The 25,106-nt window shown below is 37.3% G+C and carries 21 protein-coding genes and 2 pseudogenes; 4 read left to right on the plus strand and 19 right to left on the minus strand.

All coding sequences use genetic code 11. The annotated features are described in order from the left end of the window. Positions 1-2: 2 nt before the first annotated feature. The 12 genes and pseudogenes from ACW0JX_RS23630 to ACW0JX_RS23685 all read right to left on the minus strand — a co-directional run bounded on the left by ACW0JX_RS23630 (position 3) and on the right by ACW0JX_RS23685 (position 11,843). Positions 3-1,133 (minus strand): annotated as a pseudogene (locus tag ACW0JX_RS23630) (RNA-guided endonuclease InsQ/TnpB family protein). Between the two features lie 672 nt (positions 1,134-1,805). Next, positions 1,806-2,531, minus strand: coding sequence for a GntR family transcriptional regulator (locus ACW0JX_RS23635; RefSeq protein WP_000539259.1), 726 nt, complete (start codon positions 2,529-2,531; stop codon positions 1,806-1,808). Next, positions 2,531-3,547 carry a sugar kinase gene (locus ACW0JX_RS23640; protein ID WP_089171895.1) on the minus strand — a complete coding sequence of 339 codons (1,017 nt, stop codon included), beginning with the start codon at positions 3,545-3,547 and terminating at the stop codon, positions 2,531-2,533. The genes ACW0JX_RS23635 and ACW0JX_RS23640 overlap by 1 nt, the downstream gene beginning before the upstream one ends. Further along, positions 3,540-4,295 (minus strand): 2-dehydro-3-deoxy-phosphogluconate aldolase, encoded by a 756-nt coding sequence (dagF, locus tag ACW0JX_RS23645; RefSeq protein WP_053563472.1) that lies wholly within the window; start codon positions 4,293-4,295, stop codon positions 3,540-3,542. Before dagF ends, ACW0JX_RS23640 begins: the two co-directional genes overlap by 8 nt. Before the next feature lies 1 nt (position 4,296). Then, the gene (locus tag ACW0JX_RS23650; protein WP_078438786.1) at positions 4,297-5,400 is read right to left on the minus strand and encodes a DgaE family pyridoxal phosphate-dependent ammonia lyase; all 1,104 of its coding nucleotides are present in this window, start codon (positions 5,398-5,400) and stop codon (positions 4,297-4,299) included. Then, positions 5,378-6,478 (minus strand): amidohydrolase/deacetylase family metallohydrolase, encoded by a 1,101-nt coding sequence (locus tag ACW0JX_RS23655; RefSeq protein WP_095690077.1) that lies wholly within the window; start codon positions 6,476-6,478, stop codon positions 5,378-5,380. The genes ACW0JX_RS23650 and ACW0JX_RS23655 overlap by 23 nt, the downstream gene beginning before the upstream one ends. A 358-nt stretch (positions 6,479-6,836) precedes the next feature. Beyond that, positions 6,837-7,697, minus strand: coding sequence for a M15 family metallopeptidase (locus ACW0JX_RS23660; protein WP_459245120.1), 861 nt, complete (start codon positions 7,695-7,697; stop codon positions 6,837-6,839). Between the two features lie 82 nt (positions 7,698-7,779). Continuing rightward, the gene (locus tag ACW0JX_RS23665) at positions 7,780-8,886 is read right to left on the minus strand and encodes a sensor histidine kinase (protein ID WP_459245121.1); all 1,107 of its coding nucleotides are present in this window, start codon (positions 8,884-8,886) and stop codon (positions 7,780-7,782) included. Further along, positions 8,879-9,577 carry a response regulator transcription factor gene (locus ACW0JX_RS23670; protein WP_048564352.1) on the minus strand — a complete coding sequence of 233 codons (699 nt, stop codon included), beginning with the start codon at positions 9,575-9,577 and terminating at the stop codon, positions 8,879-8,881. The genes ACW0JX_RS23665 and ACW0JX_RS23670 overlap by 8 nt, the downstream gene beginning before the upstream one ends. A gap of 332 nt (positions 9,578-9,909) precedes the next feature. Then, positions 9,910-10,062: pseudogene (locus ACW0JX_RS23675) on the minus strand (IS4 family transposase); the annotation flags it as partial. Positions 10,063-10,143: 81 nt separating this feature from the next. Further along, a complete protein-coding gene (locus ACW0JX_RS23680) occupies positions 10,144-11,172 on the minus strand; it encodes a sensor histidine kinase (protein WP_459245122.1) in 1,029 nt (342 codons plus the stop codon). Then, positions 11,169-11,843, minus strand: coding sequence for a response regulator transcription factor (locus ACW0JX_RS23685; protein WP_053563467.1), 675 nt, complete (start codon positions 11,841-11,843; stop codon positions 11,169-11,171). The genes ACW0JX_RS23680 and ACW0JX_RS23685 overlap by 4 nt, the downstream gene beginning before the upstream one ends. Before the next feature lie 255 nt (positions 11,844-12,098). Between ACW0JX_RS23685 and ACW0JX_RS23690 the strand changes: the two genes are divergently transcribed. Beyond that, positions 12,099-12,866 (plus strand): ABC transporter ATP-binding protein, encoded by a 768-nt coding sequence (locus ACW0JX_RS23690; protein ID WP_053563466.1) that lies wholly within the window; start codon positions 12,099-12,101, stop codon positions 12,864-12,866. Further along, positions 12,853-14,730 (plus strand): ABC transporter permease, encoded by a 1,878-nt coding sequence (locus ACW0JX_RS23695; RefSeq protein ID WP_459245123.1) that lies wholly within the window; start codon positions 12,853-12,855, stop codon positions 14,728-14,730. Before ACW0JX_RS23690 ends, ACW0JX_RS23695 begins: the two co-directional genes overlap by 14 nt. 411 nt (positions 14,731-15,141) lie before the next feature. Here ACW0JX_RS23695 and menC read toward each other — a convergent pair whose 3' ends face one another. The 6 genes from menC to ACW0JX_RS23725 form a co-directional block, all read right to left on the minus strand. Then, positions 15,142-16,248 carry an o-succinylbenzoate synthase gene (menC, locus tag ACW0JX_RS23700; protein WP_098678735.1) on the minus strand — a complete coding sequence of 369 codons (1,107 nt, stop codon included), beginning with the start codon at positions 16,246-16,248 and terminating at the stop codon, positions 15,142-15,144. Continuing rightward, complete coding sequence (locus tag ACW0JX_RS23705) at positions 16,249-17,694, minus strand: o-succinylbenzoate--CoA ligase (protein WP_459245124.1); 1,446 nt, start codon at positions 17,692-17,694, stop codon at positions 16,249-16,251. 196 nt (positions 17,695-17,890) lie between these two features. Further along, on the minus strand, positions 17,891-18,709 hold the full coding sequence (menB, locus tag ACW0JX_RS23710; RefSeq protein WP_000963881.1) for a 1,4-dihydroxy-2-naphthoyl-CoA synthase: 819 nt from the start codon (positions 18,707-18,709) through the stop codon (positions 17,891-17,893). Between the two features lie 68 nt (positions 18,710-18,777). Next, positions 18,778-19,590 carry a 2-succinyl-6-hydroxy-2,4-cyclohexadiene-1-carboxylate synthase gene (menH, locus tag ACW0JX_RS23715; protein ID WP_197242916.1) on the minus strand — a complete coding sequence of 271 codons (813 nt, stop codon included), beginning with the start codon at positions 19,588-19,590 and terminating at the stop codon, positions 18,778-18,780. Then, positions 19,587-21,341 carry a 2-succinyl-5-enolpyruvyl-6-hydroxy-3-cyclohexene-1-carboxylic-acid synthase gene (gene menD, locus ACW0JX_RS23720; protein WP_144465157.1) on the minus strand — a complete coding sequence of 585 codons (1,755 nt, stop codon included), beginning with the start codon at positions 21,339-21,341 and terminating at the stop codon, positions 19,587-19,589. Before menD ends, menH begins: the two co-directional genes overlap by 4 nt. Further along, positions 21,338-22,732 carry an isochorismate synthase gene (locus ACW0JX_RS23725; RefSeq protein ID WP_446025860.1) on the minus strand — a complete coding sequence of 465 codons (1,395 nt, stop codon included), beginning with the start codon at positions 22,730-22,732 and terminating at the stop codon, positions 21,338-21,340. Before ACW0JX_RS23725 ends, menD begins: the two co-directional genes overlap by 4 nt. 194 nt (positions 22,733-22,926) lie before the next feature. Between ACW0JX_RS23725 and ACW0JX_RS23730 the strand changes: the two genes are divergently transcribed. Both ACW0JX_RS23730 and ACW0JX_RS23735 read left to right on the plus strand, forming a co-directional pair. Next, positions 22,927-23,880 carry a 1,4-dihydroxy-2-naphthoate polyprenyltransferase gene (locus ACW0JX_RS23730; protein ID WP_000425770.1) on the plus strand — a complete coding sequence of 318 codons (954 nt, stop codon included), beginning with the start codon at positions 22,927-22,929 and terminating at the stop codon, positions 23,878-23,880. 109 nt (positions 23,881-23,989) lie between these two features. Then, positions 23,990-24,721, plus strand: coding sequence for a yteA family sporulation protein (locus tag ACW0JX_RS23735; RefSeq protein ID WP_000957398.1), 732 nt, complete (start codon positions 23,990-23,992; stop codon positions 24,719-24,721). 44 nt (positions 24,722-24,765) lie between these two features. Here the strand turns inward: ACW0JX_RS23735 and cspD are convergent, their stop codons facing one another. Then, positions 24,766-24,966, minus strand: coding sequence for a cold-shock protein CspD (gene cspD, locus ACW0JX_RS23740; RefSeq protein WP_001193052.1), 201 nt, complete (start codon positions 24,964-24,966; stop codon positions 24,766-24,768). Positions 24,967-25,106: the final 140 nt, after the last annotated feature.

The raw sequence follows: 25,106 nt of genomic DNA on the forward strand, positions 1-25,106 counted from the left end.
ATTTATTTTACCCATCTTGATAAATTTATCGACGCATTTACATCCCTATCGTGATGGCTATTGCATGAAGCACAACGCCACTCACGAATTTTTAAACTCCACTGTCCTTCTGGTTGAACTGAATGGTCGTATTTTACTCCGCAACATGAACAAATCTTGCTTGAAGCGAATCATTTATCAGCTTTTACATACGCAATGCCATACTTCTCGCACTTGTATGATAAACATTGAAAGAAGAAGTGTAATTTTTGAAATGAAAATGCTTTCGATAGTTTTTTGTTTTTTAACAGGTTTGAGATAGGTAAGTCTTCCACAACAATCCTCATTGGTTTGGTTTTCACCAATTTAGCTGTTGCTTGATGGATATGGTTATTTCGGATATTCGTAATTTTCCTAGATAACCGCAGGTGCTCAGCTTTCGCTTTTTCATACCCGGCAGATTGAATTTTCACACCTTTTTTAAATCTCCTAGACATATCTCTTTGCGCTGACTTTTTCCTTTTCAAAAGTTTTTTAACCTTGGCATCTTTGTTTATATTTCGTTCTTTCATACCATTAGAAGCTACAAAAAGTTCTTTTAAACCAACATCCACACCAATCGATTCATTCGTTAGTTCTTGTGATTCAAAGTCTTCTTGGAATCCTGCACTCATCCACCAGTGACGACCATCAAAGGTAACTCTTGGATTGGATGGTTTTTTGTTTCTTGGTAGTTGTTGGCTTGTTTTCACTTCTCCAATAGACTGAATATGAACGACTTTTTTTCCTATAATCAGTCTTTCATAATTGGCATAAAATCCTTGGATTACATCTTTTTTAGATTTATAAGAAGTGTGATAACCATTTTTGTACTTTTTGAACGAATGCTTCCTTGCCTTATCAAAATCTTTTGAAGCCTGTTTGGGAACTTGTGCGTTGATGTCTTTTAACCACTCATACCTCTTTCGCTTCTTGATCTTTGTAAATCGTTTCTGTAAAGCTAACTGTGAAACAGATTTTCCAAATAGCTTATAGTATCTATCACTCATTCTTTTACAATAGTTATAAGCGAATCTTGCAGCACCAGCATGGTTTCTAAGTACTTTTTCTTGTTCAGGCGTTGGAATCAGTCTAACTTTCTTCGCCAATATCATCAGAATGTAACTCCTTTAATGAAAGATTTGTTCTTCTGAATCGTAGCGTGTTCCACCAGCATTCTCCTGAGACTACTCGGATGCAAACCTGTTAATTCTGATACTTAACTAACTCGTAAAAATTCCATTATTATTCTTACCTCATTGAATCTAACATAGCACGTATGTTCTGCATTTTCAAGGAAGTTTGATAGATTTAATTAAGTTTATCTCGTTCAACTAAGGGCTCAATTCCTTAGCCAGTTCTCTTATGAACTTCTCATATTTTCACATGAGCGCAGACTATATGTTTATCTCTTTAATTTTTCCAGCACCATAGGCTTGTGATGTACTCTCGTCAGTTATACGAGATAGTCGTTGAACGTTCATCTTATCTATTTTGACTTAGATGATTCGAGGCGGAAGACCCATTGTTCTAGTGTTTAGGATTTAACCTTGCACAATCTGATTGATTTTTTCTGCTTTCGCAACATTCACGCTCGCCATTTCTAGCCACGTTGTAGTTCAATCAGCTTTAGGGATTGCCCGCAGTTAAACCCTCACTACTAGCCAATCACTTGACTAGCAGGGCTTACTGATATATTTAATTAACTTTCGTTATAATTGGTTAAATAAATCGCAACAGTTAGTTACCCCTTACTTTATAAAAAAAGAGGGAACATCCCCTCTTTTTTATACGTCATAATTCACTACATAATGCTGCATTTCTGTATTGTAGTAGCCTTCGCTATATTCAATTACTTCGCCAACTTCATCATAAGAATAGCGCATACGTTTTAATAACGCTGTTCCCTCTTTTTCACCTAGCGCTTCTGCAACGAAATTAGGTGCAAGGCCAACCGCGAATTCATCTCTGAAGTTTTCTAAATGTATACCTCGGTCTTCAACTAAATCATAAAGCGATTGTAAATCAAAGTCCGATAAATCTGTACTTGCCATTCGAGCTGAGAAATAGTGCGTATAATGAATGTACGGCGTATCATTTAACATATATAGGCGCTCGATACGAAAACTCTCTTTACCGAATAATCGAAACGGCACTGTTCCTTCTTCATTATGAACGATTTCTGCTTTTAATAATTTCTTCTGTACTTTATATCCTTCTTCCACTAACACTTCTGTAAATTTCTTACCCTTTGACAGTTTTGTCGCAGAAGTATTACGAATCACTTTCGTTCCTTTGCCGCTCTTCTTTTCCAAATATCCTTCTTGAGCGAGTTCTTTAATCGCATTACGCACTGTAATCTTACTAACTTTGAACTCTTCTTCTAATTGCGGTTCTGAAGGAATATTCGTATGAATCGCATATACGCCATGCAATATTCGATCACGAATAATATTTTTTATTTGTAAATATAATGGTCCTTTTTTCCTCGTTACGTTCACTGTTACACCCACTACCTTTCTACATCACCTACTGATGCCGTCATCGCCCGAAGTATATCTTTCTCTGATGACATTGGCGTATCACCGACGATTGTATGTGCTAGCATTCCAGCTGCTGACGCAAATGAAACAGCTTTCTCTGGTGCAAACTCTTTTATCTCGCCATGAATAATTCCGCTCGTATAAGCATCTCCAGCACCTATTCTATCATATACAGAAAACGTAAGTGTTTTTGCAAAAGTGAACGAATCATTTTTACATATAAACCCGCGAAGCGAATGTGTATTATCACTGTTAATAGAGCGATGAGTACCAGCGATTGTAGCGATATGATACGTTTCAGCTACCTTTGGAATGAGATCCAGCAGCTGCGCCTCACGCTCCGTCTCTTCTGTTTTCATCCCAAGAACGAACATCGCATCTTTTTCATTCATCATAACAATATTAGCAAGTCCTAGCATTTCTTCATAATGCGGTTTTGCCTGTTCATATCCGTCTTCTCCCCAAAGTGAGGGACGATAATTACAATCAAAAACGACGGTTCCTCCGTTTTCTTTAACTGCTCTCGCTAAAGATTTCATATGATGACGCACCGTATCATTCATCGCAAGTGTAATACCGCAAAAATGAACGATATCAATTTCCTTTACGATTTCTTCAAATTTATACATTTCTTCACATGCCGTATTGAAGCTACTTTCTAATCGATTCGAATATGTAACGCGGCTTGCACGTGCACCGAATCCATTTTCTAAAAAATACATACCTACATATTTACCGCCTCTTGAAACACGCGAGGTTTGCACACCTAACTTTTGAAGGTAAGATAAAGCTGCATCTCCAACCGAATTTTCCGGTAAAGTTGAAATAAGAAGCCCTTCATGCCCTAAGTGAGAAAGTGCCGCTGCAACGTTCACACCTGTACCTGAAAATGAGTAATTTAACGTGTTAGCTTGCGACAACAATTCATATCCAGGTACTTGCAGGCGCATCATTACTTCGCCGAACGCTGCAATTTTCTTACGCATATTGATCAACTAGCTTTTTCACGACTGCTAATAATTCACGAACATCTTCTACTTTCGTATTACCAGTTTCTTTATCAATAATAGAAGAGTATACGTGCGGGATAACTTGCTCTACATTTGCCTCTAGTGCAATACGTACAATTGTTTCGAAGTTTTCTTTATCAATTCCGCCTGTTGGCTCTAATGCAAATCCTTCTTCTGCACAAGCTTTCGCAACTGCGCGATATTCTTCTTCATGAGCTAAACCTTTCATCGGGAAGTACTTCAATGAATTTCCGCCCATATCACGTACAAGTGCGATTGCTGTTTTAATTGGAACAATTGCTTTCTCTTCTCCTGCTGCACTAATTGGACCAGTAGAAATATTTACGTACCCTACTTTTCCTGTTGGTGATACTAAACTATTAATCCAGCTATCTTTTCCGCCAAGATTTGCACGTGTCGCTCCAACTGAAGGGAATACTTGGTTAATATGACTACCAGGATAATGCTTCGCAATTTCAGCTACAACTGCTGCTTGACGATTATCTCCTGCTCCTAGCCCGATTGATACAGCGTCATCAATTTCTTTTCCGTATGCTTTCATAGCTGTAACAGCTTCTTCTACTGTTGGGTAGTCTTTTGATAACACTCCCACTACTACATAACCTTCTGCTGCTTCAAAAATATCTTTCGCATTTTGGATATTGTTCGCTAATACATTTAATGCTACGCGTCCTTTATAAAAACGTTTTTGAATGTTTGTCATTTTAGTTTCCCCCTACAATTTCTCTCATTTTTTCTTCAATCACATGTATATCATCACCTTGAAGTGGACGTGGATCGATATCAAAGAATCCTTGTCTTACTCCATAATCACGTGTATAAATTGCGATTTCCCCTTCGCGTAATGCAGTCACAACGTCTTTTGCCGATTTATTTAACTCTTTCTCGTTAATATGAATACGAGCTCTAAAGATTGCTCTTCCAGCTTCATCTTGAACGATCGTTACATTTACACCATTTAATTCTTTTAGCGGCATAAGTACTTGTAGCAATTCTTTTTCTTGCTCGCTCTTATCTTCTTTTACTCCATACTCATCAAGCGCTTGAAGTAAGCCAAAAGTTGTCTCTTTCCCGACTTTCATACTTCTTCCGATGCAATGTAATTGCACTTTCAGCCATTCGATATATTTTCGTTTCCCGCCAACAATACCAGAAGTAGGTCCTTCAATTGCCTTTGAACCGCTATAAATGGCAAGGTCTGAATACTTCACATATTTTTGAATGTCTTCTTCAGCTGCCGCATCAACGATAAGTGGTACGTTATTTCGCTGCGCTACTTCCCATGCTTCTTCAACAGAAATCATATTTTTTTGCACTGCATGATGTGATTTCACATAAAGAATTGCTGCTGTATTTTCGCCAATCGCATCTTCAATATGTTCTGCTTTCCCTTCATTTGCGTAGCCAACTTCAACGAGTTTTCCTCCACCTAAGTAAATCATCGTTTCAACAGGAGCACCGTATTGAACGTTATGGCCTTTTAACATAATCACTTCGTTTTTCGCGATTACTTCTTGATGAAGTCTTTCACTTTTACGGCGATTTCCTTCTGTAACGATACCAGCGATAGAAAGCGCAATTCCGCTCGATGCTGAATTCACAACGACCGCTGCCTCTGAATCTAGAATTCTCGCAATATGGTCTCCTGCTTTATCTACTAAATCAGCAATTTCTACATAATTTTGTCCACCATGTTTCATCGCATCCATTACCGTATCTGTAGGAGCAGATACACCTAAAATACTCATTCTACCGCTCGCATTAATTACTCTTTTTAATCCGTACTTAGCATTCAATGAATGACCCATTAATTACAACCCCTTTCGTATCAATTCTTTTTTCAGCAATGCGCTGATCCCCTTCTGAATCAATTAACGTAACCTTCTCATCTTTAACCGTAAATAAAGTTAAGTTTGCAATATCTCCTTCTTGAATGCGGCCAAGCTCTGGTTTCTTAAGCCACTCTGCCGCATTTTTCGTAACCGCATCAATCACTTCTTCTAGCGGATAACCTAAGTAAAGGAATTTCGAAAGAACGTGAGCCATACTATACACTGGACCATGTATACGATTCTTCCGGTAAATATCCGTACTAATTGTATTAAAGGCAATATCGTGACGCTTCGCCGCTTCTGCTACTTTAAAAGAAAAGCTAGCATTACCGTGACCAACATCTAAATGCACGCCGCGATTCACCGCATCTAGTAACACAGGTAGCGGTTTTCCTTCTTCATCAAATAAATTATTTTCTTTCCCGTTTAAATAATGTGTAATGACATCATCTTTTTCTAAAAGAGGTACAACTTCCTCTATACGAGGAGGCGCTGAACCGATATGTACCATAATCGGTAATGATGTTTCATGGGATAAAGCGCGCGCTACATGCAGCGGTTCAATTCCACTATCACAAACGACACTTTTACTCATTCTCGCCTTTAACCCAACGATTACATCTTTATACTTTTCTACTGCTTCTATCGCTTCCTCTTTATCTATCCATTCCATATTGGATAATTCATCAATTCGTTTCAAACCGATGCGAGAAATATTTAAAAAGGCAAATAAATTTGTCTTTGCCTGCTCTCTACTTTTTACTAAATCTGCAATGCGATCAGCACCGCAACTACCCGCATCAACAATTGTCGTTACCCCTTGCTTAACGCCAATTTCATCCACCTCATCGCCATACGGATCAAACTCTGGAAAAGCATGAACGTGTAAATCAATCCAACCACTCGATACGTAAGTACCAGAGTAATCAAGAACCTTTCCACCCTCGCCAGCACCAGCTTTCGTCACCTGTGCGATTTTGTTATTTTCAATTACAATGTCAATCTCTTCCCCGTTCACACGTTTCACATTACGTAGTACGAATCGTTCTGTCATTGTATTTCCACCCTTTTCTATAAGAAGCCATAAGAATACGCTTACATTAAAGTTTCATTTTATATCTCTTTCACACGTTTAGCGTAACACAAAAAAAGGGAGAAGTAAATATAACGTTATAACGTTTAAAAATACATAAAAAGATGTTCCTCCAAAATGCTAATAGTATAGGAAATTATATCAACGATTTTTTGAATATATCTATCATAACTTACAATATATCAACGATTTTTCAATTATATCTATCATAACTTATAATATATTAACGATTCGACAAAGAATATCGATTTACCGACAAAAAACGTCACTTCCTTTCTTATATAAGAAAAGGCTGCCCCAAATGGCACAGCCTTTTTCTCTATTCCTGAACCGTCACAATAACCCCATCCATATTGTTCCCGGAAATTTCATACTGCTTGTTTGCTGGAACGTTCACTTTCGTATTCTCAGAAACTTTATAATAAGAAACAGTATATTTCTTATCTTCTACTTCAGTTGAAACCTCTTTTTTCTCTTTTAAAAACTCTAAATATTCCTCTAGTGTAAAATTCTTTTTTTGCATAATTGCGCTATGAGGTAGGCCGACATAACGGATATGCCATGGCTCATATTGAATTCCAGTAATGTTACTTTTATTTTTCGGATAACGTAATACAAAGCCATGCTTCCATACGTTCTCTTCAATCCATTTTCCTTCAGGCGCTTTCTCCATTTTCTTTTGAGTAGACCCAATGTCCAGTGATAATCCTAAATTATGTTCACTGTATCCTGCTGGAAGTGCATAATCAGATCCCATTTTTTCATATAGCTGTTTTTGCTCTTGGAAATCTCTATAACCACTACTAATCAAAAAATGGTTAACACTTTCTTTGCCAGCCGCATCGACAACGTTCAAAAACTTTTTCACAACATCCTTTGATAAACGAAGATTTCTATCAAATATTACATAGCCTCTCACTAATTCACTATTATGATTTATATTTATAATATCAGACCTAATACTATCTTTTTTTACTGGATAATCCCTATTAACTAATAATAAATCACCCTTATAAATTTGTTCCTTCGTAATCTCTTTCCTCTCGGTGTTTGCCGCCTTTACTAGCTCATCTTTCCCGACAATTTTAACATCGATTTCCTTTTGAAATAACGGTGATATATAAACGCCTACACATACTGTGCATGCTATAAAAAAAGAAATAAATACCCACTTTTTCATTTCTAGTTCCTCCTTAACGTAACTTACGTATAGAATAGAAAAAACTATTAAAATAAAAAGTGGGGTAAAGTTTAAATTTTTATTAAATTATTACGTTCTCGGCTTTTGGCAATCGCACTTCAAACATTGTTCTAACTACATTACTCTCAGCAGAAATCGTACCGTTATGTTGCTCGACAATATTTTTCGCAATAAATAGTCCAAGGCCTGTCCCGCCACGGTTCTCTGTTCTCGCTTTATCACCTGTATAAAACATATCAAAAAGATAAGGTAAATCTTCTTCTGGAATGCTATCTCCGTAATTCATAATTTGTACGACAACTTCTCCATTATCAACATACCCATTCATATCAACAAATTGCCCATCATACCCGTAACGAACGGCATTTGTTAACAAGTTTTCAAATACTCTAGCTAACAATTTTCCATCACCGTACATCGGTAAATGAGGATCGACATTCAATCTAGCTTCTAAATGATGTTTTTCTAATAACGGATACAATTCCTCCTCTAACTGTATAAGCAACTCACTTATATCAATCGGCTTTTTATCCAGCTTTAGCATGCCATAATTCATACGTGTAATTTCAAATAGCTCATCAATTAAACTTTCCAGTCTTTGCGATTTTGTATATGCAATTGTGGAGAAATGTTTAATTTGTTCTTTGGTTAAATTTTCATCTTTAAGAATTAAATCTAAATATCCTAACACGGATGTTAATGGTGTTCTTAAATCATGAGCTAAATTCACAACAAGCTGATCTTTACTACTTTCAGCAAAGTCTCCTCTTTCAACAGCTTCTTTTAACTTTTCACTTGCAACATTTATTTCACGCGCGATATTTCCAAACTCATCATTTGATGAAACTTGAACTTTATTCGTAAAGTTACCGTTCGCAAGATGATGAATCCCATTAGAAATTTCATCAAAGTATTTTAAATACGGTTTTGTCAAAAAGAAGAAAAAGATTATAGATAACGGAATAAAGAAAATTAAAAAGAAGTTAATGTCTCCAAATTCCCTTACCATTGACCTAAATTGTGCTAAAGGCTCTTCGTAGCGAACCATCGTTTTATAATACAACTGCAATCCTTTATAAATTATATAAGTTACAGTTGCTGCAAGCACCATACTTAACGCAAATAAGGCAATCATTTTAAATCGAAAGCTTTTCATCATATTAGCCATTGAAAGTATAACCTACTCCCCACACTGTTTTTATTAATTTATCCTTTCTTTTATCTTCTCCAAGTTTCTTCCGCAAAGTACGAATATGTACCATTACTGTATTTCCACCTTCATAATAATCATCTGCCCATACGTGCTGAAAAATATTTTCCACATTGTATACTTTCTTCGGATGACTTGCTAATAAATATAGAATATCGAACTCTTTCGGCGTTAATTCAATTTGCTCACCATACACATCAACCGTCCTGCGCTCAGGATTAATTACGACTCCGCCTATTTCTAAAGCAGATTTACTCTCCGCTACTTTCGGGTGATTTAACGTAAAAAACCTACGCAGTTGTGCATTTACACGTGCAACTAATTCTATTGGTGTGAAAGGCTTCGTCATATAATCATCCGCACCTAGTACAAGACCTGTCACCTTATCAAAGTCCGAAGTTTTCGCGCTTAAAAAAATAATCGGCATATGATGTTTCGCGCGAATTTGACGCGTCACCTCATAACCATCCATTTTCGGCATCATAATATCTAAAACTACCAAGTCGATTGGCTTCGTTTCAATAATATGAACTGCCTCTTCCCCATCCGCTGCTTTCACAACATGGTACCCTTCTTTTTCTAAATGTATCTCAATTAAGTCAGCAATTTCTGCCTCATCATCAGCTATTAAAATTGAAATGCGCTTCATTTTACGCCCCCTTTATACGCTCGATTTTAAACTAGTCTATGCAATTTGTACAATGAGAAATGGTTACCTACTAGAATAATCCCCATCAACTTAAGAGCATAAATTACTATGCAATTTTTATAAAAAGTTCGATCGTTTTGTTATCCATTATTTTGTTTAGTTCTCCGTCAATTAAGTATCTTTCTTCACATTATAATGACTATTAACCTATTATATTTGTGATACTATATAAAATAATATTATTAATACAATGGAGGTTTACAACATGAAAAATATAAGGAAATTTAAAGATTAGCATACGAAATAAACCCTAAAGGGTTTCATTTTTTGAATTAAGCCGCTTGATTATCAGACATGGTACAATTGTAAACGATACCTAATATATCAAAGACCGTTTTCTTCTCATATCGATGAGATTTCCGCCCGTTTTGCTGTAGAAGATTGAAAAGGCGAATTAGAACCTTTGATAACTTTTGGGTGTCTTTCTATATTAGGTAACTCTTTATACATATAGACATACTTTAATATTTTTTAAAAGTATTCTAAAAGCATTCCTGGTCTACTCTTCACAGGAAATGATAGTAATTTCTTATTTTTGGGAAATGGATGGTAACCCTTGTATATTTTCCTTCTTGTGATTGAATAGAAAAATCATGTCCCAATTTCAAAACCATTTGTTTTACAAGGTACAGCCCCATCCCAGTAGATTTTGTATGTGTTCTTCCATTAGAACCTGTGAATCCTCTTTCGAACACACGATGTATATCTTCTTGCTTTATCCCAATGCCTGTATCTTGAATAAGCAATCGTTTTTCTTCATGATCCTCCTCAAAACGAAAAAAAATCTCTCCACCTTCATTTACATACTTTAAAGCATTTGCAGTGATTTGGTCTATGATAAATGCAAGCCATTTGCTATCACTTTGAACGAATTTCTGCACTTCCTCCATATGAAAGTGAATTCGTTTCGTGATAAAGATTTTGGCATATTTTTTTACACTTTGTTTAATGATTTGATTCAACTGTACATCTGTAATGAAATAGTCTTTAGAAAACGAGTCAATCCGTGAATAGTAAAGAGCCTGTTCCACATAATTATCAATTTTGTTCAGCTCATCTTCAAACTTATCTACAAGAAAATCTACTGTTTTTCCCGTACTGTTCTCAATGAGTAAATTACTTGCGGCAATTGGAAGCTTTACCTCGTGAACCCAGGACATAATAAAATCTTGGTGATCTACTTTCTCGTGAATCAACTTTTGAAGTTGCTTAGAATGATTGTCCCGTACTATTTTTATCATTTTGACATATAAAGCTTGTTCATAATTTTGTGGCTCAATCAATTCTATAGGAAAATCTTCCTTTTGATTCTCTATTAGATTATTTAACTCCAGGTAAAAAGATCTCCGATAATAATATCCAACAGTAATATACAGACTTACGGAAAGGAAACAAATAATGTGAGTATAGAACAGATTTTTAATCACGAGATTCTGACTATCATTTACAACCATAATTAATGAAACAAACAACATTAATATAAAGTACAGTATGAAAAAGAATCGTTTATCTTTTATATATTGAAAAAAACTCATAAAATGATATACCCATACCCTTTCTTAGTAGTAATGAATCCTTCCTTACCGAGGTCAGTAATTTTCTTGCGTATCCGTGTAATATTAACGGTTAAGGTGTTTTCGTCCACGAATCTTTCATCAGCCCAAAGACTGCGCATTATCTTTGTTCGGCTTACAACTGTTCCTTTATTTTGCATGAGAAGTTTTAAAATAATAAATTCATTTTTAGTTAGCGTAATGGCTTCATTCACATAAGAAACATTGTAGGTTTTAAGGTTGAGCACAACCCCATCATGCTCAATAACATTTAACTCTATGTCTTCTATATACGTATACGTTCTGCGCAAGAGCGCATTAATCTTTGCCATTAAAACATCAGTATGAAACGGTTTATTAATAAAATCATCTCCACCCATATTCATCGCCATTACCATATCCATTGGTGTATTACGAGATGAAAGAAAAATAATCGGCGCTTTTGAAGTTTCTCTCATTTTATTACACCAGTAAAATCCATCAAATGATGGTAAATTAATATCCATTAGTACAAGATGAGGACTATTGTTTAAAAATATTGATAATACTTGGTCAAAATCTTCTACCTTTACTGTAGTAAATCCCCATTTTTCTATTGTCTCTCCCAACATATCTCTAATCGTTTTTTCGTCTTCTACAATCATAATTTTCACGGTTATTCCTCCAAAATCTTATATTAAAGATAATTTACGTTGTATATTTACTTCCCATACTGCTGCATTAAATTACGATGGCATAATCTTCTATTTCACATTATAGTGGAAAAAATAAAGAAAAAAAGGAATATTTATTGTAAGGTGACAAAACTGTAAGGTTAACCTAAAAAACTGTAAGGTTATTGAAGGGTTACATCATATAGAATAAATCCTGTAAGAAAAAATAACGTCTTTAATGGAGGAATTATATATATGAAATCAATAGTAGACGCAAAACAAATCAAAAAAATGTATGGAACAAAAGGAAATACATTTACTGCATTACATGATATTGATTTAACTGTTCGCGAAGGTGAGTTTGTTGGAATTATGGGACCTTCAGGTGCCGGAAAGTCCACACTTTTAAATATTTTGGCGACCATAGATCAACCGACGTCCGGTGAGATTTTGATTGATGGGACGAGCATACTAAATATGAAAGAAGAACAATTATCTGCATTCAGGCGGGATAAACTCGGTTTCATTTTTCAAGATTATAATTTATTGGATACGTTAACAGTAAAAGATAATATTTTATTGCCACTTGCACTGGCAAAAATGGATGTACGAGAAATAGAAAACAGAGTTAATGAGATTTCAGAGCGTTTTGGTATTCGTTCTATTTTAGACAAATACCCGTATCAAATCTCAGGGGGACAGAAACAGCGTACAGCTGCTTCACGTGCAATGGTATCTAAACCCAGCTTAATATTAGCTGACGAGCCGACTGGTGCACTCGATTCAAAATCGGCAGCAGACTTATTGGAGAGCTTACAAAATTTAAGCCAAGAAGATAACGCAACCATCCTCATGGTAACACATGATGCTTTTGCAGCTAGCTATTGTAAACGCGTTTTATTTATTAAAGATGGTACGCTGTTTACCGAACTTGTAAAGGGGAATTCTTCCGGAAAAGATTTTTTCAAAAAGATATTAGATGTTTTGTCCATTCTTGGAGGTGGTACAAGTGACGTTATTTAGTTTAGCGAAAAAAAATATTAAAGGCAATTTAAACAACTACCTTCTCTACATTTTCTCTATGGTGATTAGTGTCGTGATTTGCTATACTTTCAACTCATTATTGTATACACCAGAAATTAAAAACGCCGTTAATAATATGGAAGGTACAATGTCACAAACCTCTTTCGTTTTAATAGGATTCGTAGCAGTTTTCATTGGATATTCTAATGCATTTTTCACGAAAAAACGTAAAAAAGAAGTAGGTCTATACTCCCTACTTGGCGTTAGAAAAAAAACCATCGCAAGAATGCTATTTTTTGAAAATGTAATCATCGGGGCTATCACTTTAATATGCGGGCTCGTATTAGGGGTAATATTATCCAGATTGTTTATCATGTTACTCCTTAAACTCGTAGGTGCTCCAGTCGATGTGAATTTTAGTATTCCTATGGAAGCAATTATGAATACCACTATTACATTTACGGCCATTACAATTTTTACATCCCTTCAATCGTATCTTTTAATTTATCGCTTTAAATTAATTGAATTATTCCAAGCAGAGAAAAAAGGGGAGAAAGTACCAAAAGCATCTATCGTCTCTGCCGTAGTTTCGATTATTTTACTCGTAAGTAGTTATTGGTTTATGTTTAACGGGGCAACAATGCTTTCTATGCCTCTTGTCGCTATTGGAACATATTTATTATTTCGTTCTTTAACTGTGTATTTACTAAAGCGTGCACAAAAAAATAAACCGAACTACTATAAAGGGATTAACATCATTGGAACATCTCACTTGTTGTATCGTATAAAAGGAAATGCCCTTATGCTTACAATTATCGCATTACTAATTTCTGTAGCACTGCCATATCTTCAAGCGAGCTTCTCGGAATATTCTATCACTGAGAAAGATGCTCATGAAACAGCTCCTTTTAGCTATATTCATCTTTCAAAAGATGAAACATCTGACAATCAAATCAAACGGGTTATTTCAAAAGACAAAGATCATCCGATTACAGCGCAACTAGATATTCCGGTTATTCAAGTAAAAGGGAATACTTCAGCACCATTCCAAAATAAAAATGATCTATCTGTTAATTTGATTTCAGAAAGTGGATTTCATAAAATGAACAAAATTCTAAAACTAGGAGATATACCAAATCTTTCTGGTGAGCATGCTATTGCATTCCAACAATACATTAATCAACCAGCCACTGATTTTATTGATCATAAAGTCAATATTCAGTTACCTGCGGGAAATTATACTTTTAAGCTCAACAAGTTAGAAAAAAAAGCGATACGACTAACCTCTGGTTCTGAGCTCTTATACATTGTAATTGATAATGCAAAGTTTGACAGTGTAGCAAAACAAATCAGTCCAATCACATATAAAGCTTATAAAGTAGCGGATGAAAAAACAACAAAGGAAACATCTGAAATAGTAATGACGCTAGCAGGGAACGATACTCATATGCGTACGTTCTATAAAGAGTATAAAAAAATAAAGGCACTTACGGGAATGAAAATCTTTGTAGTTAGCTCTTTAGCATTAGTTTTACTAGTTGCAACAGGAAGTGTTATATACTTCAAACAGCTAACAGAAGCACATTCAGATAAAAATCGTTATGAAATTTTACGGAAAATTGGTGTAAATAAAAAAGAAGTACGGACTACCATAGCAAAACAAACATTATTTATATTTCTCTTTCCGCTAATTATTGGCATACTAAATGCAGCCATTTTAACAATGTCAGTATCCTTACAATATAGCATGGACATACAACAAGATGTCATTTCATTTATTTATGCTATGATAACGTATGGTGTGATCTACCTTGTTTACTACTTTTTAACCATTAATTCATATAATAGAATTGTGAATAAATAAACATGAACCACCTCTCGAATATCGGGAGGTGGTTTAATATATTTAACAAAACAAGATGCATAGTGAACTGTGAGCTAATTAACATGTTTCAAAAATATTTCTTAACGTACAATTATCTTTTTTGATATGGTGATCCATTGCCTATCAACTTAAGAAAAGTAAACATCTCAAAAACAAAAAATGAACTGATTTCCCCCAATTACTAACTATAGAGAAATAAATTTTTCGTTTAGGGGGTACTTAAAAGCCTTAGCTTGATAGCGACGTGGCTATGCCCCATAAGAGTACCATTTTCTTGATTTTATGTTAGTGAATAAAGTTTCATCAGCACTTCAACAAGAAATATCGACTTACCGACAATGAACGATAAAATCCTCTCGCTATTTGCGGGCATCCTAACGCAACTTCCATTTACCGTTCAAAAACAATCCGCTGCTTCGTGATTTCCGCCAGCCTTCCGCGGTCTACTTCATACTCAGTATCAACGCTTTGTGGTACAATCACTTTCCCGCTCTCAAGCATCACTTCCGGCGAAATAATATCCTTCTCCCAATGTCTGCTAGAAGCGGATATATCGCCTGGAATCGTAAAGTTCGGCAATGAAGCAAGAGCAACATTTTGCGCTCGTGAAATCCCCATCTCCACCATACCACCGCACCAAACTGGTATGTTATGCTCCATGCAATAATTATGAATTTGAACCGACTCTGTTAATCCGCCCACTCGCCCTGGCTTAATGTTAACGATGCGGCAACTACCAAGCGTAATCGCAACGCGTGCGTCTTCTAAACCATGAATACTTTCATCTAAACAAATCGGCGTTTCAATTTTCTTTTGCAACTCCGCGTGATCAAGAAAATCGTAATCCGCTAACGGTTGTTCAATCATCATTAATTGGAATTCATCTAGTCGTTTCAGCCTCTCTGTATCCGCTAATGTATATGCTGAATTTGCATCAGCCATTAGCGGGATATGCGGAAACTCTTTTCGAATTTCTTTTAATAACTCATAATCATGCTCTGGCTTTATTTTCACTTTAAAACGCTCGTATCCTTCTTCCGCGTACTTCTCGATTTGTTTTAACATAACTGGAATCGTATTAAGGCCAATTACAACGCCGACTTCAATTTCATGACTAGTTCCGCCAAGTACTGTCGCTAGCGATTTCTTTTGACGCTTCGCATATAAATCCCAAACAGCCCCCTCTATTCCGGCTTTTGCCATTCGGTTTCTTTTTATATGTTGAAATAGACCCGGTACCTCATTCGGATGAGAAATTTCAGCCTTTAATAAATCAGGTATTAAAAAGTCTTGCAGTACATGCAGCGCTGTCTTCACCGTTTCTTCCGTATACCACGGTTCAGAGAATGCAACGACTTCCCCAAATCCGATGTACCCGTCCGTATCCTCTAATTCAATAACGATACTCTCACGCTTTTCGTAAGTCCCGTAGCTTGCAGCAAACGGGATGACGAGTGGCATTTCCGTTATATACAGTGTCGCTTTTTTTATCTCCACCTACATCTCCTCCACTAATTGTCTTAACTCTCGTCTTAACAATTTTTTCGAAGCGTTACGTGGTAATTCCTCTAAGAAACATGCTTTCTTCGGCACTTTATATTTCGCTAATTTCTCCTCGCAAAAATGAAGAATTTCTTCTTCTGTTACCGCCCCACTTTTCACAACAAAAGCAGCTGGTACTTGTCCCCATTTATCGTCAGCCATGCCGACAACACCAGCTTCCGCTACTGCCGGATGAGAAAGCAACACTTCTTCAATTTGAGCTGGATATATATTCTCTCCGCCAGAAATAATTAAATCACTGCGGCGATCTAATACGTATAAAAACCCTTCTTCGTCTAAATAACCGAGGTCGCCAGTATGAAGCCATCCGTTTTGAATAGTCTCTCGCGTCGCATCTTCACGGTTAAAGTAACCACCTGTTACGTTCGGTCCTTTTACTACAATCTCACCTTCCGCAAATGGTGGCACTACTACGCCCTCTTTTTCAATACGAAGTTGGCACTGAAATAGTGGTTTTCCAGCTGATCCTACTTTCGTTAACATGTAATCTGCGGATAACGTACAAATTTGCGAAGATGTTTCTGTCATACCGTACGTTTGATACACTGGGATTCCTTTTTCCACACATGTTTCTAATAACGGTTTCGGCGCTGGTCCTCCGCCAAGTAACATACATCGTAAAGAAGCAGGGTATGTCCCTTCTCCAAGTCTCTCTAATAAATCTGTTAACATTTTGGATACGACAGAAATGATCGTTACGCCTCTCGTTTGAAGTGCTTTATGAATAAAATCAGCATCATATTTCGGAACAAGTAAAATACGCATGCCGTACATAATGTTTTTCATTAAAAGAGATAGCCCGCCAACATGGAACATCGGCATGCAGGCTAACCAACAATCATCATCACGAAGTCCTAAATTAAGCGACGAACCGACTGCGCTTGCCCAATGATTGCCGTACGTTAAAATAACGCCTTTCGGTTTGCCTGTCGTCCCAGACGTATAAATAATTGTCATCGCTTCTTCTAAAGAAAATTCCTCTTGTATAAATGCTTCCGCCCTCGGTCCATTCATCACTTCAGCAAATGAATAGACAGGAACATTATTCGCATCAAACTGTTGATCCGTCACTAAACAAATAACTTCAGCATCATCCATTTGCCAAAGTAGCTCTTCTCTTGAAAGACGCGTATTTAAAAGCACAGCTACTGCACCTACATAAGATAGGGCGTGAATAACTGTAATCATCTCCATACCATTTTTCATCAGAACAGCCACCTTTTGCCCTCGCTCCACTCCAACATGCGTAAAGTGTTCACAAACAGATACTACTTTTTCATGCAGCTCCATAAAAGTAACTTTCTCTTCCTCTATTTCAATTGCAGTGCGATCTGGTGTTAAAAATGCACGTTGCATTAACCAATTTGGCATCGTCTCCATCATTCATTCTCCTTTCATGAAAGAAAGAGACTTGATATGATATCAAGTCTCTTAGTTGTTTTGTTTCCGGTTTAATCTCATCTAGCTACGCCTCCTAGCCCCTTCCGTCTAAGAACCTTCCGCACGAGAACGTAAAAAACACTTTCTGTGCGAAAGAACCTTAGCCAACGGGGCTAAACATTCGGCTCCGCTTTCATCACGGGAAACGAGGGAATTGACCGAAGTCCGGACTGCGTTTTTCTTTGAATGCGTCGCGACCTTCTTTTGCTTCGTCAGTTGTGTAGTACAATAACGTTGCATCTCCAGCTAGTTGTTGAATACCAGCTAGACCGTCCGTGTCTGCGTTGAATGCAGCTTTTAGGAAACGAAGTGCCATTGGGCTGTTTGCTAAAATTTCTTGTGCCCATTGTACTGTTTCTGCTTCAAGCTCTTCTAATGGTACTACTGTGTTTACTAAGCCCATATCAAGCGCTTCTTGTGCATTGTATTGACGGCATAGGTACCAAATTTCACGAGCTTTCTTGTGGCCTACCATACGAGCTAAGTAACCAGCTCCGTATCCACCGTCAAAGCTTCCTACTTTAGGACCTGTTTGTCCGAATACAGCGTTGTCTGCAGCGATTGTTAAGTCACATACGATATGAAGTACGTGTCCACCACCGATTGCATAACCTGCTACCATTGCGATAACTGGTTTAGGAATTGCGCGAATTAGACGTTGTAAGTCTAATACGTTTAAACGAGGGATTTGGTCGTCACCTACATATCCACCATGACCGCGAACTTTTTGGTCGCCGCCAGAACAGAATGCACGTCCACCTTCACCTGTTAAAATGATAACGCCAACATTTGCATCATCACGAGCTTGTGCAAAAGCATCGATTAACTCCATTACCGTTTTTGGACGGAATGCGTTATGTACTTCAGGACGGTTAATCGAAATCTTTGCGATACCATTGTATGTTGAATAAATAATATCTTCGTAATTGCCTTCTTTTACCCATTCAATAGCCATTACAACTACCTCCTTGTATATTTCTGATTTCACCTATAAGTGTGGCTTCCTTCTTGCTGAAAAAAGTATCACTGCATAGTTTTTAGAAATCCCTTTACTATTGTATCAAACTTTTCCGGTTGTTCCACATGAATTGCATGGCCAGCGCCATGAATTTTGACAAATTTCGCATCAGACACGCATTTTTCGATGTTTTTTAATATGCGGAAGAACTTTTCATCATATTCTCCGTTCATTAAAAGAACAGGTATTTTTAAGTTTTTCAGCTCATCCCACCATGAAGGCTGAGCCCCAGTTCCCATGCCGCGCAAGCTATTTGCGAGCCCTTTTGGGTTGTTAGCAAGCCTCTCTTTTTGTACCGCTTCTTGTACGTTTTTTGCTAAACGTTTTTGCGTTTCAAAAAGTGGAATATCTTCCCATATGGATACAAAACTTTCTATGCCTTCTCGCTCAATTTTATCGGCAAGTCGATCATCTTTTTCACGACGTTCTTTTCTATCCTCTTCGTTTTCGAGCCCAGCTGTACAGTTTTCTAATAAAAGAGAGTGTACATAATCTGGATATAGACATGCCATCGTAATCGCCAATCTACCGCCCATTGAATAGCCAAGTATATGTACTTTTTCAATATGAAGGTAATCTAATAGTTCTTTCATTTGCAATGCCACATTTCGGATGTCATAATGCGTCACATCTTCAGGGCTTTCCGTTTTTCCGTGCCCAACAATATCTACTAAAATGACTTGAAACTGCTCGCTCCAAGAAGGAACGAAGGAACGCCACGTTTCCATGCTTCCCGTAAAACCATGAAGAAGTAGAAGTGGTTCCCCGCTTCCAACTACTTCATATTCATACGATACACCTTGCAGTGTTACGTTCATTTTGATTCACCTTGCAACGATGTAGTAATTACGTCCTGTGTTTTTGCCCATAACGTACGGTGCAATGTTAAGTTTTCATCACGGTTCGTACAAATTTCCACAACGTGTAAACCTTTTGTCGTTGCTCCCTTTTGTACTTCTTCACGGAATTGCTCCCAACCATTTACACGGCTAAATGAACCACCGTACATTTTGACAACGTGCTCATAATCAAGTCCAATTGGTGTTCCAAATAATGATTCAAAATGTTCCTTTTTCTCATATTGTGGTAAGAATGAGAAAATACCCCCGCCATCATTATTTACAACGACAATTGTTATATTTAATTCATGTAATTTCGCTGCTAATAGCCCATTTAAATCGTGATAAAATGATAAATCACCAATCACTAATACAAGTGGATCGCAAATAATGCTCGCTCCTAAAGCTGTCGAAATGATTCCATCAATACCATTTACGCCACGGTTTGCCATCACATGGATGTTTTTATCCGATGTGAAGAAGAATGAGTCTGTATCACGAATTGGCATACTATTGCTCGCAAATAACGTTGCGTCTTCTGGTAATACGCGCACAATATCTGTAATAACCTTTCCTTCAAATGCAGTTTCATATGTTTCCATTTCACGAAGCGTTTCCTTCGTTTTTTCGTTTATATGTTGCCACATTACGAACCAATCATTCTTCTTCATAACTGGCATTTTTTCTATTACTGCCTTGCAGAATTCAATGTCACTTGCTTGCACAACTTCTGTCGCAACAAGAGCTGGATCTCTCCATTGTCCTGATTCATCGACAACGATATGAACTGCTTTCGTTTGTTTTTTTATGAACTGCGTTAATGATTTAGAAACAGGCATACCACCAAAGCGAATTAACACGTCCGGTTTCCATTTTTCTTTTAACTGCTCATTTCGTAAAAATGTATCATAACAGTCAATTACCATCGTTTTATCGTGGTGTCCGCTACGAATATTAGAAAGTGGGTCTGCTAATATAGGATAGCCAGTTTTTTCAGCTAGTTGCGTTGCAAACATTGCAATTTCTGAATGACTATCATCTCCACAAATAATAAGCCCCTTTTCCATATGTGAAAGGCGCCCTACAAGAGAATCTACATATTCACTCGGCATCGTCACGTTTCCTTGCTGAACTACTCCTGTATATTCACTACGTCCTTTATCCCATAAGCTTTCTAGTGAGAAATCAGGGATAAGTGGCTCGCGAACTGGAAAATTAAGATGAACAGGACCCTGCGGCGCTAAACAAGCATTTGCTACTATGCGCTGCGTCGTCATACGAGCGTAATGATACATCGCTTCACTCGCTTCTGGCAGTGCCATCTCTGTAAATTGTTTCACAAAAGTACCGTATAAATTAAATTGATTCATTGCTTGTGGTGCACCCACATCTCTTAATTCATGCGGTCTATCCGCTGTTAAGACGATAAGCGGGACCCTTGAATGAAAAGCTTCACATACAGCTGGATAGTAATTAGCTGCTGCTGTTCCTGACGTACATAATAATGCTACTGGGCGTTTTTTCGCTTTCGCAATACCGAGCGCGAAAAATCCAGCTGATCTTTCATCTACATGTAAATATGTGTTCATTCCTTCGTGTTGTTCCATTAGTAAAGCAATCGGCGTTGACCGTGAGCCTGGACTAATGACAACATCACATACATCTAGACGCGTCAGTTCATCCACGAACGCGCCTAAATAATATGATAATGCTTCTATATGATTGTTCATTTCATTAATTCCTCCAAAGCACCAAGCATCGGTCTAAACTTCAAACTTGTTTCTTCATATTCAAGCTGCGGGATTGAATCAATTACAATACCACAACCGGCAAATAAGGATGCTTTCTCGCCGTTTAATAATCCGCAGCGCAGCGCAACCGCAAATTCACCATTTCCTTCATCATCTATCCAGCCAATCGGTGCACCATACAACCCTCTGTCTAACAATTCAACATCACGGATCAGTTTCATCGCTTCCAAACGAGGTGTCCCGCCAAGAGCTGGTGTTGGATGTAATTCTTCTACCATTGTTAAAAGACTCGCATCGCCTTTTGCTTCTACAGGCGTATATAAGTGAATTAAGTTTTTCGTTGTTAATAAACCTGGGCTTTCCGGAATATTAACGTATTCGCAATGTTCATTTAGTACCGAGCGGATCATGTTAACAACATAACCATGTTCAGCTAAATTCTTTTCATCATGAAGAAGCGCATTACTATTTCGTTCACTTTCTTCTATAGAATGACCATGACCGATTGAACCAGCAAGACACATCGATGTAAATTTCTCATCTTCTTTGCGAATTAATCTCTCAGGCGTCGCTCCTAAGAAGCATGCTCCTTTATAATCAAAAGAAAATACGTAACAATCCGGTTGACCAATGCGAAGTGCTTCTAAAACAAGAGCAGAATCAATCGAATGGTTCATCTCTACTTTTAGTTCCCTCGCCAATACAACCTTCTGCACGTTACCCTGCTTCATCTCATCTTGTACTTTTTCAATTGCTTTCATCCAGCCTTTCGGATCCACTTCTACTTTAGAAATAACAGTTAATTTCGATCCGTTTAGCGCACATTTACTCTCCTCAAAAATTTTCTCTTCTAAAGAAATCATTTCATTATAAAGAGTCTCTGCACAATCTGTTGCTGCAACAAATGTATTCATCGTTAACCATGCTTTTTCATTTTTTACAGTTAATAAAAATGCTGGTAGTGAAAATGTCGTATCTTTAAATTCTTTCCATAGGTCCGTTTTCTCTTTTTCTGGATCAAATGAAAAACCACCAAATAAAAGCGGACCCGTTCCAAATTCATATTCATCTCTTTGGACAAATGCATTCTCTTTTACTTTCTCCCACTCGTCACGAGCGGTTTGAAAGCGCTTATGAGAAGAATTTGCTATAGTGAAAACAGAGCCAATTCCTGCAAATATTACATGCTGAGCCGGGTCTGCAAAATAACATCTATTTTCGAATGAAATCCTTTTTCCTGCTGCATAGAACAGAAGCGGATCCACCCAGTCTATTTGTTTTACAAAACTAACCAATATTTTTTCGTTAGTTGCACGCTTGATAGCTGCAATAAGAACTTCTTGCAAGCCTTTTTGTTTCGTTTGAATCACAATTGTCTCCCCCCTATGGGCGAAAAATAGTCATAATTACGCTTGATTTTAAGATACACCTCAAACGAAAGGCCTGTCAACGTTTAGCATTTCTGAGAAATTCACCTTCTCTTCCTAGAAAATAAACGTTGACACTAAATGATGCTTTTTCTACACTTAGTTGTGTACAATATGTGACCAAAGGAGGATTCAACATGGAAATGAACGTCAAAACGAATTCCTCTCCTACGGCGCCAAAGCCAAGTAAGCAAACAGGCTGGCGCATCTGGTGGAGTTTACTACGTCCCCATACATTAACAGCCGCTTTCGTACCTGTTTTCATCGGAACAGCATATTCGATGCAGGTCGGAGGTATAAATCAAATACATCTTCCTCTTTTCCTTATGATGCTTCTTGCTTGTCTTCTCATTCAAGCAGCAACAAACATGTTTAATGAATACTTTGATTATAAAAGAGGACTTGATCACGAAGGTTCAGTTGGTATCGGCGGCGCTATCGTTCGCGATGGCATTCAGCCAAAAACAGTGCTTAACTTAGCATTTGGATTTTTCGGCATCGCAATACTATTAGGTGTTTATATTTGTATGAATTCTAGCTGGTGGCTTGCTGCAATCGGTCTTGTTTGTATGGCCGTTGCTTACCTTTATACAGGTGGCCCACTTCCAATTGCATATACACCATTTGGAGAGTTGACAGCCGGATTATTTATGGGTGTCATTATTATTGGGATTTCATTCTTTATTCAAACTGGCACTGTAACATCAGAAGTCATTTTACTATCTATTCCAAGCTCCATTTTAATTGGTGCCATTTTACTAGCTAATAATATTCGTGACTTGGATGGCGATAAAGAAAACGGTCGTAAAACGTTAGCAATTCTCGTTGGACGTGAAAGAGCTGTTGGTGTACTTGCTTCGATGTTCATCGTTTCCTACATTTGGACAATTGCTTTAATTATCGTGGGCATCGTGTCACCATGGATGCTTATCGTATTTTTAAGTGCACCAAAAGCATTTAAAGCGACGAAAGGCTTTATCGGCAAAAGCATTCCAATGGAAATGGTACCTGCGATGATTGCAACAGCAAAAACAAATACAATCTTCGGTTTCCTAATGGGAATCGGATTATTACTTGGATACTTTCTATAAAAGGAGCTGCTTATGCGGCTCCTTTTTCATATCTGAAATTCATCTCATAATTCCTACTCTCAACGCTCATACTATGTAAAGAAACTGAATTGTAGGAAGGTGGACGACTATGTTAACTCCACAACAAGTAGGTCAATTTAAATCCATTTTAGAAAAACAAAAACAAGAACTGGAACAAACGATACAAACTCATGAAAATACAGATCGTGCTTCTGAACGCGATTCAGTAGGAGAACTGTCTAGCTATGACAACCATCCAGGTGATATGGCTACAGAGCTATATGAACGGGAAAAAGACTTCGGGCTTATTGAACTTTGGCATAAACAGCTTGAGGAGACGAAACATGCCCTACAAAAAATAGAAGCAGGTACGTACGGCATTTGCGAAGTGTCTGGCGAAGAAATTCCATTTGAAAGATTGGAAGCAATGCCGACTGCTACAACATGCATACAGCACGCGACAAATAAGTTAAATATGAATACACGACCAGTTGAAGAAGAAGTGTTGTCTCCTTCTTTCCACAAGCATGATGAGGACCATTCTGTTGAGTACGATGCGGAAGATGCGTGGCAAGATGTCGCAAATTACGGAACATCTGAAACGCCGTCTGATTTAGAAAGACAAGATTCAAAAAACTATAATGGCATGTATGTAAATAGTGAAGAAAACGTAGGCTACGTGGAGGATTTTGAAAACTTTATCGGTACGGATATGTACGGGAAAAACCCACAAGTTTTCGCTACAGAAGAGCATGAAGAATATGAACAAATGCTTGATGATTTTGAAGAACGTACCTTCAAAGGTGAATTATCTTCAAATGAATCTAGTTCCAAAGAATAAAAAAAAGCATTCCGAAAATCGGAATGCTTTTTATCGCTAGCTAATTAGTTTTTTGTAACGTTAGCTGCTTGTGGTCCGCGGTTTCCTTCAACGATTTCGAAAGAAACTTCTTGACCTTCTTCTAAAGTTTTGAAGCCGTCGCCTTGGATAGCTGAGAAATGTACGAATACGTCTTCTCCGCCTTCAACTTCGATGAAGCCAAAACCTTTTTCGCCGTTAAACCATTTAACTTTACCTGTTTGCATGTCATGTACCTCCTAAATAAAAATGAAACTATGAATCCACATGAAAAGGTGGATATAAAGGACATGAATGTATAACAAGCTTACAGCCTTTAATACAACGTGCTTTATTTCCGTACCACATTATGTAGCTCAATAGTGCT

It is taken from the genome of Bacillus sp. C-3-6 (genome assembly GCF_054509685.1).

Coding starts and splice junctions, on each gene's coding strand:
- cspD (WP_001193052.1), bottom strand. CDS start 24,966: ATGCAAACAGGTAAAGTTAAATGGTTTAACGGCGAAAAAGGTTTTGGC.
- ACW0JX_RS23690 (WP_053563466.1), top strand. CDS start 12,099: ATGAAATCAATAGTAGACGCAAAACAAATCAAAAAAATGTATGGAACA.
- menH (WP_197242916.1), bottom strand. CDS start 19,590: ATGAACGTAACACTGCAAGGTGTATCGTATGAATATGAAGTAGTTGGA.
- dagF (WP_053563472.1), bottom strand. CDS start 4,295: ATGACAAACATTCAAAAACGTTTTTATAAAGGACGCGTAGCATTAAAT.
- ACW0JX_RS23730 (WP_000425770.1), top strand. CDS start 22,927: ATGGAAATGAACGTCAAAACGAATTCCTCTCCTACGGCGCCAAAGCCA.
- menD (WP_144465157.1), bottom strand. CDS start 21,341: ATGAACAATCATATAGAAGCATTATCATATTATTTAGGCGCGTTCGTG.
- ACW0JX_RS23735 (WP_000957398.1), top strand. CDS start 23,990: ATGTTAACTCCACAACAAGTAGGTCAATTTAAATCCATTTTAGAAAAA.
- ACW0JX_RS23680 (WP_459245122.1), bottom strand. CDS start 11,172: ATGAGTTTTTTTCAATATATAAAAGATAAACGATTCTTTTTCATACTG.
- ACW0JX_RS23665 (WP_459245121.1), bottom strand. CDS start 8,886: ATGGCTAATATGATGAAAAGCTTTCGATTTAAAATGATTGCCTTATTT.
- ACW0JX_RS23660 (WP_459245120.1), bottom strand. CDS start 7,697: ATGAAAAAGTGGGTATTTATTTCTTTTTTTATAGCATGCACAGTATGT.
- ACW0JX_RS23640 (WP_089171895.1), bottom strand. CDS start 3,547: ATGCGTAAGAAAATTGCAGCGTTCGGCGAAGTAATGATGCGCCTGCAA.
- ACW0JX_RS23705 (WP_459245124.1), bottom strand. CDS start 17,694: ATGGAGACGATGCCAAATTGGTTAATGCAACGTGCATTTTTAACACCA.
- ACW0JX_RS23670 (WP_048564352.1), bottom strand. CDS start 9,577: ATGAAGCGCATTTCAATTTTAATAGCTGATGATGAGGCAGAAATTGCT.
- ACW0JX_RS23655 (WP_095690077.1), bottom strand. CDS start 6,478: ATGACAGAACGATTCGTACTACGTAATGTGAAACGTGTGAACGGGGAA.
- menB (WP_000963881.1), bottom strand. CDS start 18,709: ATGGCTATTGAATGGGTAAAAGAAGGCAATTACGAAGATATTATTTAT.
- ACW0JX_RS23650 (WP_078438786.1), bottom strand. CDS start 5,400: ATGGGTCATTCATTGAATGCTAAGTACGGATTAAAAAGAGTAATTAAT.